General features: G+C 57.7%; 15 protein-coding genes. 10 read left to right on the forward strand and 5 right to left on the reverse strand.

All coding sequences use genetic code 11. The annotated features are described in order from the left end of the window. Positions 1 to 57 precede the first annotated feature (57 nt). The 3 genes from E8M78_RS00990 to E8M78_RS01000 are packed head-to-tail and all read left to right on the forward strand — an operon-like array spanning position 58 to position 2,717. Entirely contained in the window at positions 58 to 1,035 is a 978-nt protein-coding gene (locus E8M78_RS00990) for a fumarylacetoacetate hydrolase family protein (protein WP_137133271.1), read from the forward strand. 11 nt (positions 1,036 to 1,046) lie between these two features. After that, positions 1,047 to 1,949, forward strand: coding sequence for an NAD-dependent epimerase/dehydratase family protein (locus E8M78_RS00995; RefSeq protein WP_205910204.1), 903 nt, complete (start codon positions 1,047 to 1,049; stop codon positions 1,947 to 1,949). Positions 1,950 to 1,952: 3 nt separating this feature from the next. Then, the gene (locus E8M78_RS01000) at positions 1,953 to 2,717 is read left to right on the forward strand and encodes a cyclase family protein (RefSeq protein ID WP_137133273.1); all 765 of its coding nucleotides are present in this window, start codon (positions 1,953 to 1,955) and stop codon (positions 2,715 to 2,717) included. Positions 2,718 to 2,866: 149 nt separating this feature from the next. On the opposite strand, the gene E8M78_RS01005 is transcribed toward E8M78_RS01000, so the two are convergent. The 3 genes from E8M78_RS01005 to E8M78_RS01015 form a co-directional block, all read right to left on the reverse strand. Beyond that, entirely contained in the window at positions 2,867 to 5,086 is a 2,220-nt protein-coding gene (locus E8M78_RS01005) for a methyl-accepting chemotaxis protein (RefSeq protein WP_246658172.1), read from the reverse strand. Positions 5,087 to 5,592: 506 nt separating this feature from the next. Continuing rightward, on the reverse strand, positions 5,593 to 5,853 hold the full coding sequence (locus tag E8M78_RS01010; protein WP_170973280.1) for a LysR substrate-binding domain-containing protein: 261 nt from the start codon (positions 5,851 to 5,853) through the stop codon (positions 5,593 to 5,595). Between the two features lie 11 nt (positions 5,854 to 5,864). Continuing rightward, on the reverse strand, positions 5,865 to 6,053 hold the full coding sequence (locus tag E8M78_RS01015) for a LysR substrate-binding domain-containing protein (RefSeq protein WP_137133275.1): 189 nt from the start codon (positions 6,051 to 6,053) through the stop codon (positions 5,865 to 5,867). Between the two features lie 121 nt (positions 6,054 to 6,174). Here E8M78_RS01015 and E8M78_RS01020 point away from each other — a divergent pair, with 121 nt between their 5' ends. After that, a complete protein-coding gene (locus E8M78_RS01020; RefSeq protein WP_137133276.1) occupies positions 6,175 to 6,423 on the forward strand; it encodes a hypothetical protein in 249 nt (82 codons plus the stop codon). Between the two features lie 317 nt (positions 6,424 to 6,740). On the opposite strand, the gene E8M78_RS01025 is transcribed toward E8M78_RS01020, so the two are convergent. Continuing rightward, on the reverse strand, positions 6,741 to 7,874 hold the full coding sequence (locus E8M78_RS01025; protein WP_246658173.1) for an ROK family transcriptional regulator: 1,134 nt from the start codon (positions 7,872 to 7,874) through the stop codon (positions 6,741 to 6,743). A gap of 265 nt (positions 7,875 to 8,139) precedes the next feature. Between E8M78_RS01025 and E8M78_RS01030 the strand changes: the two genes are divergently transcribed. The 6 genes from E8M78_RS01030 (at position 8,140) to E8M78_RS01055 (ending at position 13,824) form a co-directional block, all read left to right on the forward strand. After that, positions 8,140 to 9,231 (forward strand): ABC transporter ATP-binding protein, encoded by a 1,092-nt coding sequence (locus E8M78_RS01030; RefSeq protein WP_205910205.1) that lies wholly within the window; start codon positions 8,140 to 8,142, stop codon positions 9,229 to 9,231. Next, positions 9,228 to 10,088 carry an ABC transporter permease gene (locus tag E8M78_RS01035; RefSeq protein ID WP_137133277.1) on the forward strand — a complete coding sequence of 287 codons (861 nt, stop codon included), beginning with the start codon at positions 9,228 to 9,230 and terminating at the stop codon, positions 10,086 to 10,088. Before E8M78_RS01030 ends, E8M78_RS01035 begins: the two co-directional genes overlap by 4 nt. Positions 10,089 to 10,091: 3 nt before the next feature. Then, positions 10,092 to 10,934 (forward strand): ABC transporter permease, encoded by an 843-nt coding sequence (locus E8M78_RS01040; RefSeq protein WP_137133278.1) that lies wholly within the window; start codon positions 10,092 to 10,094, stop codon positions 10,932 to 10,934. Positions 10,935 to 10,978: 44 nt separating this feature from the next. After that, positions 10,979 to 12,100, forward strand: coding sequence for an extracellular solute-binding protein (locus E8M78_RS01045; RefSeq protein WP_246658174.1), 1,122 nt, complete (start codon positions 10,979 to 10,981; stop codon positions 12,098 to 12,100). An 83-nt stretch (positions 12,101 to 12,183) separates the two neighbouring features. Further along, a complete protein-coding gene (locus E8M78_RS01050) occupies positions 12,184 to 12,966 on the forward strand; it encodes a glycerophosphodiester phosphodiesterase family protein (RefSeq protein WP_205910207.1) in 783 nt (260 codons plus the stop codon). Positions 12,967 to 13,011: 45 nt separating this feature from the next. Next, positions 13,012 to 13,824, forward strand: a complete 813-nt coding sequence (locus tag E8M78_RS01055) for an inositol monophosphatase (RefSeq protein WP_137133279.1) — start codon at positions 13,012 to 13,014, stop codon at positions 13,822 to 13,824. A gap of 104 nt (positions 13,825 to 13,928) precedes the next feature. Here the strand turns inward: E8M78_RS01055 and E8M78_RS01060 are convergent. Beyond that, positions 13,929 to 16,120 (reverse strand): putative Ig domain-containing protein (locus E8M78_RS01060; RefSeq protein ID WP_170973281.1); only part of this gene is annotated, 2,192 nt, incomplete at its 5' end.

The following is a 16,120-nucleotide window of genomic DNA, read 5'->3' on the forward strand; positions in this document are numbered from 1 at the left end:
CAGACTTTCCGGTCGGCAGGACGAGATTCACGCCATAACAACAGGATTACGCTCGACATGAAGTTTGCAACCTACCACGATGGAAGCCGTGACGGTCAGCTCTGGGTGGTTTCACGCGATCTTTCGCGCGCCATTCCGGCAACGGGCATTGCCGACAGCCTGCTTGCGGCCATTGAGACCTGGGACAAGGTCGCACCAAAGCTGCAGATTCTCTCCGACCGGCTAAACGCAGGCGATGAGCCATTCGCAACCCCGTTCGATCCGAAGCGTTGCTTAGCCCCCCTGCCGCGCGCACCACAGTGGCTGGATGCGTCGGCCTTCCTCAATCATGGCCGACTGATGGACAAGGCGTTCGACAATCCGCCCAATCCGGATTTCGAGACAATTCCGCTGATCTATCAAGGCGCAAGCGATGATCTGCGCGGGCCCCATGCCGATATGGAATTCCCGGATGACGGGCTGGGAATCGACATGGAGGGCGAGTTCGGCGTTGTTCTCTCGGACGTGCCCATGGGAACCTCGGCCGAACAGGCGCTGAACCATGTGCGGCTGCTGGTGCAGATCAACGACTGGTCTCTGCGCAAGCTTGGCCCGCGCGAGATGCGGGCGGGTTTCGGTTTCCTGCAGGCCAAGCCCTCCACAGCTTTCGCACCGGTTGCAATCACGCCCGACGAACTGGGCGAATGCTGGGCCGAGGGGCGTGTGCATATTCGGCTGCATGTGGAAATCAATAGTCGCGAAGTCGGGCGGGCTAAGGGCGAGGAAATGCACTTCTCCTTCGGCCAGTTGATCGCCCATAGCGCACGCACACGCAGGCTCTCCGCCGGAACCATTCTTGGTTCCGGAACGGTATCGAATGCGGATCGGGCCGCAGGATCGTCCTGCATTTCCGAGATTCGGGTTATTGAACTGCTTGATGAAGGGGTGTCCCGCACACCCTTTCTGACATGGGGCGATCGCATCCGGATGGAAGCGCGCCTGCCGGATGGTTCCGCGCCCTTCGGCCTTATCGATCAAGCGGTGGTAAAGGCATAATGCGGATCCTCGTGACAGGAGCCAATGGTTTTCTTGGCCGCGGACTGGCAGATGTGGTTTGCAAGCGGTTTGGCACGGCAGAACGCATCGTGCTGACGGATCTGACCTCTCCCATGATCGGCGTCGGGCCTGTGGAGATGATACCGGGTGATCTGGGAGATCCGGTCTTTCTTCATGAACTGGCTGAACCCGGGTTCGATATCGTCTTCCACCTCGCCAGCCTGCCGGGTAGTCTTGCGGAACGGGAGCAGGCGCTGGGTCACAGGGTCAATCTGCTCGGCCCCTTGATGCTTGCAGAGAAACTCGCTGCGCGCCGATCCGATACACGGCTGGTCTTTGCCTCTTCCATCGCCGTTTACGGCGATCTCGGCCAGAAGACGGTAACACCCGACACGCCCTGCCATCCACAACTGACCTATGGTGCGCACAAACTCATGACAGAGATCATGCTGGCAGACATGGCCCGGCGCAATGTTCTCAGCACGATCAGCCTGCGCTTTCCTGGCATAGTCGCCAGACCTTTGGCAGATAACGGACATGGCTCGGCGTTCATGAGCCAGTTGCTCCACAAGATCCGGACGAATGAACCGTTCGAATGCCCGGTCCCGGCTGATAGCGTCTGCTGGTGGATGTCGCGGAGCGCGGCAGTGGAAAACCTGATTCACGCGGCGACATTACCGAGCAGTGGGGCGACCGTACAGCCACCGGTTCTTCATGCGACGATAGCCGAGGTTGCGGAGGCGGCGATGCGCGTGACCGGCAACCGGCCGGCCATCCATTACGGCGATGATGGCAGGCTGCGGCGGATTTTCGGAAGCATGCCACCGCTTGATGCGAACCTGGCCATTTCAATGGGCTTCCGCGCCGATGCTGACCTCGAAACGCTGGTTCACGCCACATTCTCCGGAGATTGATTCATGAAGATCATCGACCTTTCCGTCGCTATCGAAAACGATGTCCCGGCGGACCCACCCGGATTGGGACCCAAAATCACCTACACGACCCACGCCGAAGGCAGTGCGGAGGTTCTGCGCTTTTTTCCGGGCCTCGATATTGCGGATGTTCCCGGAGCTGAAGGCTGGGCTGTAGAGCAACTCAATCTGACGGCCCATGCCGGAACGCATCTCGATGCGCCATGGCACTTTGCATCCACCATGAACAAGGGTGAAAAGGCGTGGACCATTGATGAGGTGCCGCTGGACTGGTGTATCCGTCCCGGAGTGAAGCTTGATCTTCGTGATCTGCCGGATGGATATGTCGCGACCGCGGCAGACCTTGAGGCAGCCGTCAAGGCGACGGGGCACGATCTACAGCCCTTCGATATCGTTCTCATCAACACGGCGGCGGGCGCCGCCTATGGCAGACCAGATTTTCTGGGGCGTGGATGCGGCATTGGTCGCGAAGCCACATTGTGGCTGATGGACAAGGGCGTTCACATTGCAGGAACGGACGCTTGGTCCTGGGACGCCCCCTTCCCTGTCACAGCGAAGCGCTTTGCCGAGACGAAAGATGCCGGACTGATCTGGGAAGGTCACAAGGCAGGGCGTGAAGGCATTTTCATGCATATGGAGAAATTGACCCAGCTCGACGAGCTTCCACCCGCAGGCTTTACCGTTTCCTGCCTACCGGTGAAGATCAAGGGTGGCTCGGCGGGGTGGTGTCGCGCCGTCGCCATCCTTTAGAGTTTTCCTATCTTCCGGAGGAAACGGGTGAATGATCGCAACCCCGAAAGTAAGGCCGATCACTCCGCCATGAGACATCCCGGACCACTTGCATGGTCCGGGATAGTCGATTTTGGTCTATTGCGTCGCTTCAAGAGCGTGACGCAGGCTCAGTACCCTGTCCCTGTCCTGTATCGGGCCGACGCTGCGGACTGCGAAGGATTTCGCATCTTTCCTGCAATCTGCTGCAGCTGCTGGACGGAATGACCGAGCTGGAACCGCGACAGGAGATCGCTCAGCTTGAAGCTTTCCTGCGCAAGGCCCGCACCTGCGGCATTCATCTCTTCCACCATGGCGGCATTCTGCTGTGTTGCCTGATCCATATGGTTGACGGCAGTGTTGACCTCCGCCAACCCCGAGGATTGTTCCTGCGCAGCGGTTGCAATCGCTTCCATATGGCCGTTGATCGTCTGGACCAGCTGCTCGATGGCGCCAAGCCCTTCGCCGGTATCGGAAACCAGCTTGACCCCCTCCGAAACGGCAGCAGTCGAATTGCCGATCAGCGTCTTGATCTCCTTGGCGGCATTGGCGGAACGCTGAGCGAGTTCACGTACCTCCTGGGCAACGACCGCAAAACCCTTGCCCGCCTCGCCCGCACGCGCTGCCTCAACGCCTGCATTGAGCGCCAGAAGGTTCGTCTGGAAGGCGATCTCATCAATCACGGAGATGATCTGATTGATCTGGTGCGATGCCTGCTCGATCCGCTGCATGGCCGAAACCGCGTTACGCACCACGGTACCGGACTGGTCCGCCTGGTGGCGCGCATCCCGCACCACATTGCGAGCTTCAGCAGCGCGTTTGGATGTGGAGACCACGTTGGCTGTGATTTCCTCCAGCGCCGCGGCAGTCTGTTCAAGCGAGGCAGCCTGCTGTTCCGTCCGCTTGGCGAGACTATCCGAAGCATCGGAAATTTCGCGGGACCCGCTCGTGACCATAGAGGCAGAATTGCTGACGCTCAACAGAGCCCCACGCAACTGCTCGATGGACAGATTGAAGTCTGCGCGCAGTGTTTCGAACTGTGGCGAAAGTGGCGACTGAATTTCGCAGAGCATGTCACCGGAAGCCAGACGCCGGATTGCCTGGGCAAAGGCAGAAGTGGCTTCGTTAAGATGAGCCGCCGCTTCTGCTTCGGCGCGAGCCTGCATGTCGGCGCGTTCCTCTTCGGCACGCTGGCGGCTTGAAGCGGCCTCTGCTTCAAGCTGCAGATTGCGGATTGCCGCCTGTCGGAAGATATCAACCGAGCGAGCCATCTCGCCGATTTCGTCCGTGCGCTGCGTGTAGGGAATAGCGCTCGAGGTATCTCCGTCGGCAAGGCCCGTTGTTGACCGGGTGATCCGGCGAATGGAACTGGACAGAGCGCGGGTGATGCCTGTGCTGAGCGCCATCACAAGGAGGATGAATGCCGAGAGACCGATCATCATCGCAATCATGGAGGTGCGAGCGGTATCGAGACGTTCCTTGGCACCGCTGATCAGAATCTGACCGTTTTCCCGCAGCAAATCGGCCACATAGTCACGTCGAATAACCATGGCTTTTGCAAATGCGGTGAGGTCTTCTGGTTTGCCCGCGAAGTCTTGCAGGCTTTCCATGGCCTTAATGAGTTCAACGACCGTCTTGCCTTCCGCAGTGGCAAAGAAGGCATCGTAGCGGCTGAGCAGCGCCGGAGAAACGAGTTCGCGGAACGCCTGTTCATTCAATCTGATTTGCGTGAGAGCGCCGTCAAAACGCGCCTGCTCAGGCTTACCGAAGCTCCCCTTCTGAATATAGGCTTGGCCCATCCGGTTCAGAACCAGATAGCCTTCATTGAGCTTCATCCAGGCCTGATAGCCGCGAATGTCACGCGCAAGCGCCACGTCATCCGTCAACGTACCGGCACGGGAAGCCAGATCGAGCGCCGCCGAGGCGACAGGTTGCGCATAGCGCAGCGGCATCAGCGGATCGGAATTGTTGGCATCCAGCAGCTGACGGAACTCAGGAATCTTGGCGTAGGTAGCCTCGAATTTGGCCCGAAGCGACTGGGTCAGCGGGTCGTCGTAGCCCAAAGCCTTCAACGCATCCAGTTGCTCGATGATATCCTTGTACAGCGTGTCGGACTTAGCGCGGACCTGCGGACGCTCGGCAACCGGCACGGCGGCTTCCATCGGCATGACCATCATCATTTCACCGCCCGCGTGGGCGAGCTTGGCCATGAACTCCGCACGGCTCAGATTGTGATAGTGCTTGTAGCTGTTGAAGCAGACAAGAGCACCTAATCCGACCACTGCTGCCAAAGGCACAAGCGCCAGCGTGGAAATCGACTTTCGAAACGATAAGTTCTCGAGCGAAAGCAAATATATTTCCTCCCTAAAATAGTAAGGCCCAAGCCCAGTGATGTCCGGATCTATCGTGAAGTTGATCCCCATTCATTGAGGAATCGTTTAATCACATTCATAGTAAAAAATAAAAATTCTTATATATAATATACAGTCGCAAAAATGACCTCGGCTCCGCCGACTACGCTTTCAAAGCATCTGCAGGCACAGCCTCTCAGGTGCCCCTTCGGCTAAGGATAAAAATTTATCTGGATTAACAGTTGCTTGGAGAAAAGTCGAGTGCAATCGAAGCGTGTGCAGGACATCAAAGGGGTTGATGACACAAACAGTCGCCTTTCCAACGCCCGAACTGAAGATTGGCGAATGTCAAGGTTTTGATCATGTCCACAAGACAGAGCGGCGCAAGCGTCCGCTCGGATGCGCCCAGCAAAGCGATGACCTATGTCACCTTAAGACCATCTATCGGCGCCCATTCAAACTCTGTCAGCGGCGAATCCACCATTCCGCAGAAACGGCATGATCGCCTAACCCACTTTGCCCCGGATGAGATCGGCCATAGGCGCATATTCGGTCTCAACCGCAACCTTGATCCTGCGGCCGATACGGGCAAACTCCGCCTCGATCAAGGTGCGCAATCCATCTGGACGCGGCGTCAGAATCAGTTTGCAATCTGCGACGTCATCAAGGCTGATCGGCTGGTTGGAGCGAAGTCCACAGCCGACTGGTCCAACGAGGTAAAGTTGCTCTTCCAGGAGAGGCTCGATCAGGAGATCAGGTTCAGTCAATGGAGCTGCCATTATCCCGACATCGATATCCCGAAAAAGATGGCCTCCCTCAGTTGAAGCGAGTGCGCACCGCGGACACGTAGACGCACATGCGGATAGGTCTCCAAGAAATCCGCCACCAGCTTGCCAGTCAGTATGCGGCCCATGAAGGGAGGCGCACCGAAGGCCAGCCGACCGGAAGGCGCGTTGGCCGCGTGCACAACCTCCTCCGGAACCCGCGCAATCTCTTCCAAAATACCCTCGGCGCGGCTGCGAAATATCAGCTATTCAGCGACACGCGACAGATTGCCCAGTTCTGCAGCCTTCAGGAAGTACTCCCACTTGCGAAGGTTCATCGGCATTCTGGGGGCTTCTGCAGGTGGGCATCTGGCAGCACTCGCAGGTCTTTCGTCCGTTGATTGCCCGACGCCAAAAGCGTTCTCAGGGATCTACGGAGTCTATGATCTTCTGGCGCACTGGCAGGCAGATCGCGAGGTATCCCCCGGCCAGTCGGCCTATTTCGCCGAAACCCTCCGTCAGGCGGGATATCCAGTCACCGCACTCGAGTTGCCAGATGCCGCGCATCTCTAGTTCTGCGAAGATAATCCCAAAATGACCAGCACCCATTCGGCCCGGCTGGCACCGCCGCCGCTGCGGCGTTTCTTCGAGCGTAGCCTGAAACAGTAGTATTTTGAGGTGAAAAATTTATGTCGGGATCACTTCGTACCCTACCGGGAAAATCAGTTGCCTATGTCCTGCGCCAGGGGGAAGGCGACGCCTTTAACGTTGCCGGTCAGATCATTACGGTACTGGCGGGAACCGATGAGACCGCTGGCGGCTATGGGGCCGTTGTCTGCAAAGCGACACTCGACAGGCAGCCGATCCCGCTCCACTACAACGACACTTGTTCACGGTTTTGGAAGCGACCAGGCGAAATACTGATCCATAAGCGGAATGAGCGCTGCGCCCAGAATTGCCGGATCCGATTGAATGGGGCTCAGCAGCCGGTGCGGATATGCCGCCTCCAGACCATATCGCGGTTTGGTTGGCGAAGGGGGTACGGCAATCAGCATCTCACCCAGGGCGGGTGGAAGTTCACCTCCGAATACAATCGCCTCCGGATCGATGACCGCGCGCAGCATGTCGATCGCTCTGTTAAGTGTGGGCGCAATCTCCTCGACCCATTCGGAAACCTGGGGCCAGGTGGGGTCGAAACGTTGTCGCAACTCACGAATATTCGCGATCGCGATGCCTGAACGGTCCAGCCGCTTGAGCAATTCGCCAAGAGCCGGACGCGAAGGTCCCTCCTCCAGGTTGAAGACCCGGCTAAGTTCCCCTGCGTTGCCAAAGGCGCCGAAGAACGGTTTGCCTTCCAGAACGATCCCTCCACCAAAACCGTAATTGAAGGAAAGGTAGCCAAAGGTAGAAAAGTCGCGGCCTGCGCCAACGGCAGATTCGCCTATGGCGCCTGTCGTACCGTTGTTTTCGGTCCAGACCGGAAGATCGAAGAGCGTTTCCAGTTCCTTGCGTAAATCTACCAGCGACCAGTCGCGCAGGAGTTCCGGCGCATTGAAATATCGCTCAGGGCCAATAAAGAAACCCGCCATCGAAAACCCGATACCGGCGACCTTATCGGGTGAAATTCCCCGCTCCGCCAGAACCGCGCGCAGTCTTTCTTTCAAAACGAAAAGCGTATCTCGCCTGTTGGTCGGCGCGACATCCAGCATTTCCTCGTAGACGATACGGCAGGAAAAATCGCACAATCCGAACGCTATGCTGTCGGTATTGACGGAAATGCCAATAGTAAAACGTGCTTCAGCATTCAGCTTGAGCGAAGGGCTCGGCTTGCCCCGCCCGTGAATGACCGGATCACCCAGAGTGAGCAATTCCATCTCCAGAAGCTGATCGATGATTCTGTGCACAGAAGGCTGTGTTAGATTGGTGGCAGGCGCAACGGCAGACCGTAGAATATTGGGTGCCCTACGCACGATCTCGAGAATCATCCGCTCGTTTCCCGAGAGATCGCTCATCTTCTCAGACATCTCAGCCTTTACCTCTTAAGCCCGGACGCACAACCCCTAGAGGCTTTTGGCGCCCTCGGCAATATACTCACAGGGCAACCGTAAAAATTATGCAGTAAACATAAAAACATAAGGTCACAACCTATGTTCCCTATCATTCAGAACGAATTTTACCGATGATATCGCTATTTACAACTGTCAAAAACCTGTCATAAATATTATACACAAAGCATGATAAAGGAAGCTCAACGTCAGAATTGAGCTCATCTACAGGGAGGGCAACACCGTGGCACAAGCGTCGACCGCTTTGTCCGTTCGCAGCGCAAGTCTGCGTTACGGCACATTCCAAGCCTTGAGCGAAATCAGTTTCGAGGCATCCCAGGGACAGTTGGTTACTCTGCTGGGCCCTTCCGGCTGCGGCAAGACCACACTTCTGAAAGCAATTGCCGGCTTCATTCCGCTTGATGGTGGGACGGTTGAGATCAAGGGTCAGGACATGCAGGACGTGCCGCCAGAGAAGCGCGACACGGCCATGTGCTTTCAGTCCTATGCTCTCTTCCCGCATCTGACGGTTGCCGACAACATCGGGTTCGGCCTTCGCCAGCGCAGGCTTGGCGCACAGGACATTGCCACGCGGGTTGCCGCAGTTGCAGAGCAGGTCGGCCTGTCCTCGCAACTGGGCAAGCTGCCGGGGCAACTTTCCGGCGGACAGCAGCAGCGCGTGGCGCTTGCGCGCGCCATGGCAGTCCGCCCCGGCGTCATGCTCTTCGATGAACCTCTGTCCAACCTCGATGCGAAGCTACGGGATCATGTACGCATGGAGATACGGGCGCTACAGCGCGAGCACGGGTTCACCGCCGTCTACGTCACCCACGATCAGGCAGAAGCGCTTGCCATGTCCGATCTCGTCATCGTCATGCGGGCGGGCGTCATCGAACAGATGGGACGTCCGGAAGACATCTATCGTTTTCCGGCCAACCGCTTCGTGGCTGATTTCATCGGCACGGCCAACATTATGCCGCTGCGTATTCTCGACGTTGATCGCACGCGGGGCGAATACAAGGTCAGTTCCCCTCTGGGCGAAGCAGTTGTCCGTTCGGACACCCCGCCGGTCTCAGATCATATCTATGCCTGCTGGCGACCGGAGGACGCGCAAATCACGAAGCCCACTGCAGACGCGCAGAACCGCTTCGAAGTCAGAGTCACCACACGTACCTTCCTGGGAAGCCAGTGCGACTTTTCCGTCCACCCGCTTGGTGACGCAACAAACCGCTATCGCATCCAGACCCATGGGTTTGCTCCCGTCTCCGAGGGTGAAACCATCGGTGTCGTGATTGCGCCTGATGCCATCCGATTTCTCGCCGAGGCTGTCCGATGAAACGGCAGCGACTCACTCCCTACCTTCTTTTGCTTCCAGGACTCTTTCCCATCGTCGCCTTCATGTCGCTCGTGGTGGGAATGGCCGTGTCGCAGTCGATAGGATACTTCAATTTCGCGGGTGACGACCGTTTCTCGCTGGAATTTTGGGAAGGCATGCTCTCGCAAAACCAGTTCTGGCGGGTGTTCTGGTACTCGGCACGTATCGCGATCCTGAGTTCTCTCATCTCGGTCATGCTCGCTTATCCGGTGGCGCTTTGGCTCAGGCGTCCCTTTCCAGGCTCCGATCTGATCAGCGCCATGATCAAGGCACCGCTTCTCGTCCACGGTCTGGTGGCCGCCTTCCTTTTCGTCAACTTCATTTCCTTTCAGGGGTTTCTGAACGTCGCCCTGGTCAAACTCGGCCTCATCGACCGGCCAATCCGCATGCAGAACGACAGCTATGCCATTGGCGTTGTAATCCTGCAGGTCTGGAAAAATATGCCCCTGGCCTTCCTCGTCATCACCGGCTCCGTTCGCGCCATCGGTGACGACATTCTGGATGCAGCCCGGGATCTCGGTGCCGGCAGCCTCGCACGCCTTCGGCGGGTCATCTTGCCGCTTACGCTGCGCGCCTTGCAGGCGGCGCTCATTCTGATCTTTATCGGAGCAGCGGGGGACTGGTCCTTCCAGGTGGTGGCAGGGCCGACCAACATTCAGTCCATGGCGCAGTTCATGCATCGCGTTCAGTCAGACAATGCCGCCCATGGCTGGAATGAGGCGGCGGTCGTGGCCGTCATGCTGATGGCGCTCTCGCTCTTCGGCTCACTTACCCTTGCAGGCTTGATGCAGCTTATCGTTCGTCGGATGGGGAGATAATCGATGACCACACTCTCCCGCTCCACACTCTTCTGGCAGCGTCAACTTCTCATCCTGCTGGCGCTCGCCGTCTTCTTCGTCGCCCTGGTCCTTCCCTTCTGCATGGCGGTTCTTTGGTCTCTGGTGGACCCATCAACCCCATGGGCCTATCCCGCAGTGCTTCCGCCGGTGCTTTCCTTGCGCCGCTGGGTGGAAATCTGGACGACGAGCGCACTGCCGCAAGCGATGTACAACAGCTACACGCTGGCGGCGTGCGTCTCCATCCTTACCCTGCTGCTCGCCATGCCGACAGCCTATGCCTTCGGCCGCATGGAATTTCCCGGCAAGGCAGTTGCGCAGATGCTGACACTCGTTCCGCTGATCCTGCCAGGCTTTGTCAGTGCCATTTTCTTCTCGGCGCTCCTGATCGAGCTTGGCCTCTATTCACGCTTTCTGGGCATTCTGATCGGCCATACGGTCGGTCTCCTACCCTATGCGATCCGGCTGCTCAGCGTATCCTTCTCGATGGTGCGGCAGGATCTCATCGATGCGGCCCGCGATCTGGGAGCCTCTCGAATGGTGGTTTTCAGAACGGCTTATCTTCCGGTGCTGAAACCCGGACTGCTTGCCGCGCTGATCATTGTTTTCATCCTGTCCATCGAAGAGTTCGCGATCTCCTACATTGTCGGCGCACCGGATTTTACGACGGTCCCAACCATTCTCTACTCCTACCTCGGTTACAATTTCATCCGGCCCAATGCCGCGGCCGTTTCCCTGATCCTCGTCGTCCCCAACGTACTCCTGATGCTGATCGCCGAGCGACTTCTCAAAAGCGCGGACCCGGCAGTCATGACCGGAAAGGGATGATGACGATGCTCTTACTCACTCACAACACTCAAGGATTTGATGCCATGCTTAGAAAAGTTGCATTGTTTGCACTCGCCGCCGTTCTGCCGCTGGCCGGCATCCAGACTGAGGCCGCCGCCAAGGATCTTGCACAGATGAGCTGGGATGAGATCGTGGCCCAGGCAAAGAAAGAAGGGCAGATCAACTGGTTTCATTGGTATTCGCAGCCGGCCATGCGCGAGCAGGTCAAGGCCTTCGAGACCCAATATGGCATCAAGGTCACCATTCCGGATGGTGATGGTAAAACCAATATGGACAAGTTTCTGGCGGAACGGAACCGCCAGCAGGGTGATATCGACGTCATTTCTTTGGGCGGATCTTCAATTCAGAACTTCAAGGCAGAGGAACTTCTCTTCGGACCTCTGAAGCCCTTGCTGCCGGAAGGTGCCAAGCTTCGCTATGTCATGGAAGGTACGGACAATAAGGGCTATGCGCCTGCATTCTGGGGTAACCAGACAGCGATTGCCTACAATCCAGCCCGGGTGTCGCAATCCGAACTGCCGCATACGCTGGATGACTTCGTCGCCTTCATGAGAAAGAACCCGGGTGAGCTTGGCTTTAATGTCGAGAATGGGAGCTCTGGTCCTGGCTTTATCGAAAGCGTCACACGCGCAATCGTTACAGATATCGATTACGCGCAGGGTGCTTCTTCGCCGGAAAAGATCGCCAAGCTGGCACCGGCCTGGAAATGGTTCAAAGATAATCGCAACGGCTACATCATCACTGCTTCGAATGCAGACAGCGTCACCCGCCTGAACGGTGGCGAGTTCAAGATCATCGCAGCCTGGGAAGATCAGCTTGCTGCCCTGCAGCGCAAGGGTGAGATCTCAAAGGATATCAAGATGTATATCCCCTCCTTCGGCTTTCCCGGCGGCGGCAATGTCATTGCCATTCCGGCCAATTCCAAGAACAAGGCCGCAGCACTCGTGCTGATCAACTGGCTGACCAGCGCAAAGACACAGACCGAATTCGCCAAATCCTTCGGCATCGCGCCACAGCATCCGGAAGCCGATAGCGCCGTTGCCCTCATCCCGGCAGCCGATCGCAAATTTTCGATCGTCTGGGCGGCCAAGCCTTTCGGCGATGAGATCAAGAAGGGCTTCATCAATCAGGTTACCCAGAACTGAGCGCAATTGCGCGAATCAGGTGCCGCGGTTGGCCTGACCGCGGCGCAACCCCTTTTTTATCAATCAACAGAAAGAAGATCCCCGTGTATCTGACCGACCCGAGACCCGCCGCCACCATTGCACGCCGCAACGTGGCGGTTCCCGATGCCTTGATCGCCCATCGTGGCGCACCGCTTCTGGCGCCTGAAAACACCATTCCTGCTATTCGTGCGGCTGCCGCAAAAGGTGCGCGCTGGGTTGAGATCGATGTCAAGCTCACCCGCGACATGCAGCCGGTGATCATTCACGATGATCGCGTTGATCGGACGACCAACGGCTCCGGCTTTGTGGGCAACATGACCCTGGAAGAGATAAGGGCACTGGATGCCGGCGCCTATTTTGCACCGGAATTTGCTGGCACGAAGGTTCCAACGCTGGAAGAACTGGTGGAGACCGTTCTTGATCTCGGCATCAATCTCCAGCTGGAATTAAAGCCTACACCCGGCGATGACATCGAGACCGCGGAAGTGGCTCTGGCGTTGATGAAGGATCTGTGGCCTGCCAATCACGAAGGACTGTTCCTTGCCAGCTTTTCCATTCGCTCCATTCATGCTGCGGCACGGCTGATGCCGAACGTTCCGCGGGCTTACGCCGTGGTCATCCCACCAAAGAAGCCAAAGGCACTCCTCGACGAAACGCAATGCCAGATTCTGCATCTGCAAAGGGACTTTCTCCCGGAAGATTCCCTGAAGATCCTGGCCGATAGCGGGATCGAATTTGCCGTCGCGACCGTCAATGAGCCGGAGGTGGCGCAGCATTTCTTCGAGCGCGGCGCGCAGACGATCCTGTCCGATATTCCAGATCTCTTTGCACAAAAATCCGCGTAATCAGTCCCGACAGGTATAGGACTGTTCGGCAGTCCGGAGGCAGTTATGAGCAGCACTTCGCTCGTTAAGCGCGAAACCGCCCTTCACGATATCATTTGCGATGCTGGTAATCTGGCGCTCGATTGTTATCGCAAACGGCGTCCGGGCGATTTCAGCCTCAAGGGCCGCCAGGATTTCCTGACAGAGGCCGATGGGCTCGTCGAGGCACGTGTGTTTGCGCAGCTGAAAGCGCGATTCCCGGAGGATTCTCTGCTGGGGGAGGAAAGCGGTGGCGGATCCGGCGGCTCCAGACTATGGGTCGTCGATCCGATCGATGGAACGGCGAATTTTGCCCGTGGGATTGATCATTTCTGCGTGGCGATCGCCTATGTGCAGGACGGTCAGACCGAACTGGCTGCGACCTACAATCCTGTTAGTGGCGAACTCTATACAGCGCGGAGGGGACACGGCGCGACAAAGAATGGTGTCCCGCTAAGGGTTGCAGCGACATCTACACTGGAAACCGCCAGTATAGAACTTGGTTGGTCTCACCATACGCCCGAGGGCGAGTATATCTCGCTTTTCACCTCTGTCTTTGCCGGAGGCGCCTCTGTTCGTCGTGGCGCTTCCGGGGCTCTCGCCCTTGCTTGGGTTGCGGAAGGCCGCACCGATGGTTACGTCGAATACTTCATGAATGCGTGGGATTGTCTCGGCGGCCTCCTTATGGTGCGGGAAGCTGGCGGCTCTACCGGAACATTTCCCGTCACGTCAGCGGATCTTGTCATGGGCGGCCCCGTGATTGCGGCAGCTCCTGGCATCGCTGACCATCTGGCCGAACTGACCGGTCTTCCTCTCATGACCAAGGAAAGTTCGAGCTGATCGAACTTTCCCGCGACCTGGATTTTCATCACGATCAAGGCTTCACACCCTGGAATATCTGGATCGACTTCCGGGTTTAGACCCGAATACTGTAGAACTCCTCGCTAGAACCTCCCGCCGATCCGAGCGCGCGCGCCTGTTGACCTCTCGCCCCCATTGTCAATGTTGAAAAGCAGATCGAAATCAAGCGTCCATGCCGCATCCGCATTAAGAGACAGACCCGCTGAAACCTGGCCAAATGCGCCCGAACCGTCGAGCCCGGAATAGCCACCCGTGACCCCGATCCTAGGCGTCAGAACCATTCCGTTCTCCAGATGGATATCCCTCGCCAGGTCCGCGCCAAGGCTCACCCGCAACTGTTCGGTTGTGAAACCCTTGATGTCCAGCCTGTCATCCTGAACATTGTTGACGGTATAATCCTTCACCGTTTCGGACAGATAAACCGCGCGCAGTTTCGGGACCAGAACGGTGTCTTCGTCCAACCGCCATTCACCGTTGATCGAGCTGTCGAACAGCCAACGACTGGTATCAAAATCGCCATCCCAGAACTCGGTGTCGATGTCGTTCACCGAACCGCCGTAGAGAATATTGGCATTCCAGAAAACGCCCTTGGCGATTTCCATCGAGGCATAAGGCCCCGCCAGCCAACCGTTTCCGGTCAGTTCGGCGTCTGTGTCAGTCGGGTCCGTCATACGGTCATAGTGGAAGGATAGACCCAGCAACAGTTTGTCCGTGACGAGGTAATCTGCGCCGGTCGAGATCATGGCAAAGCTTCCCCAACGATCGCCGTTCTGCTCGCGATTATGGGCCATGAAGGTGCCATCGATCCAGATATTGAAGGGTGACAAAGATCCACCGGAACCGCGCGTTCCTTCGCTACGTGCTGAATCCATCTGCACCAGGCTGGTGGAAAAACCGAGGGTCACGCCGCCGGCCGATGGCTGAATGCGCGTCGTCACAGGGTCGTTGGCCGCCTCCAATCGTCGGCGCTTCATCAGGTCCGGCACCTTGATGGTTGAGGCGAGAAGATTTTGTCTCGCGCGAACGAAATCCTCAACAAGGCCATTTATCTCCTCGGTGATCTTCTTCTTGTCGAATGCGATCGTGTAGGTCACCGTTCCGGTGTTCGATATGCCGAGTGCGCTCGTCAACCGGAAACCCACTCTCACCTGCCCCGCATAGCTGGGGTTCGGTGTGAACTGAAGGTACCAGCCAACAGGCGCCGTCGGCGTTGCCTGGGCAAACTGGCCGCGGATAACTGTTGCTGTGCCTGCGTTCGGCGGCTCGACAAAGGTTTTCTCGGCGGTAACGAAAGGACCGCCTGTCGCTCCCCGGTGAAGCGGAACGTCAGCGGGCGTCGATCCCGCCTGAACCTCGATTTGCTTGTCGGTTACCGTCACGCTTCGCGGCGCAACCTTCAGGCTGTAGGAACCCCCTCCCAGGTTACCCGTGCTATCACGGGCCTGAAGAGCGAAGCTGTAGTCTCCCTCCGATCCAATTTCGAGCGGACCTGTCAGCTCTCCTGTCGATAGGTTCAGGCTCATGCCCTTCGGCAAGGCGCCCGATGCCAGACTGAAGGTTATTGCTCCAACACCACCCGTCGCAGTGATTGGCTGGCTGTATTGCTCGCCTGCCATTCCTTTCGCCAGTTCGCCCCCGCTCGGTGAAAGCTTGATGGCGGCTGCAACAATCGCAAGGCTGTAGGTTCCAGACGCAGTGATCTTATCCGCATCCGTTACTGTCACCGTGAAACTCGTATTCCCGGCTGCCGTCGGCGTACCAGACAGGGCACCATTGCTCGAAAGGCTCAAGCCTGTGGGCAACGTCCCGCCGACTGTGAAGCTGTAGGGTGCCTTGCCGCCTGTAGCGGTGAACCCCTGGCTGTAGGGCGTTCCCACAATCCCGGATGAGAGAGACCCTGCCCCTGGCGACAGGCTGATCTGCCCCTCGATCAGCAGCGTGTAGATGGCGCTGCCCGTCGAGCCGTCTGCGTCTGTCGCTGTGACGGTGAAGCTGCTTTCTCCCGGAACCGTGGGTATTCCGGTGATGGATCCGGCGGTCGACAGCATCAACCCCGCAGGCAGTGAACCGGTCACCGAAAAGGTGTAGGGACCAGAGGTCGACGTTCCCCCGGTTGCGGAAATGTTCTGGCTATAGGCTTGTCCGACTTTGCCGGCCCCAAGTGCGCCGCCTTTCGGTACCAGGGTCACAGGCGCCGCGCGTGTCACCGTCACCGTGTAGCTCTTCGTCGTCGTGCCGTCCTGCGCCGTCACAATCGTGGTGATCGTGTTCGTGC

The organism is Rhizobium sp. FKY42, from assembly GCF_005222835.1.
Classification (GTDB): Bacteria; Pseudomonadota; Alphaproteobacteria; order Rhizobiales; family Rhizobiaceae; genus Neorhizobium.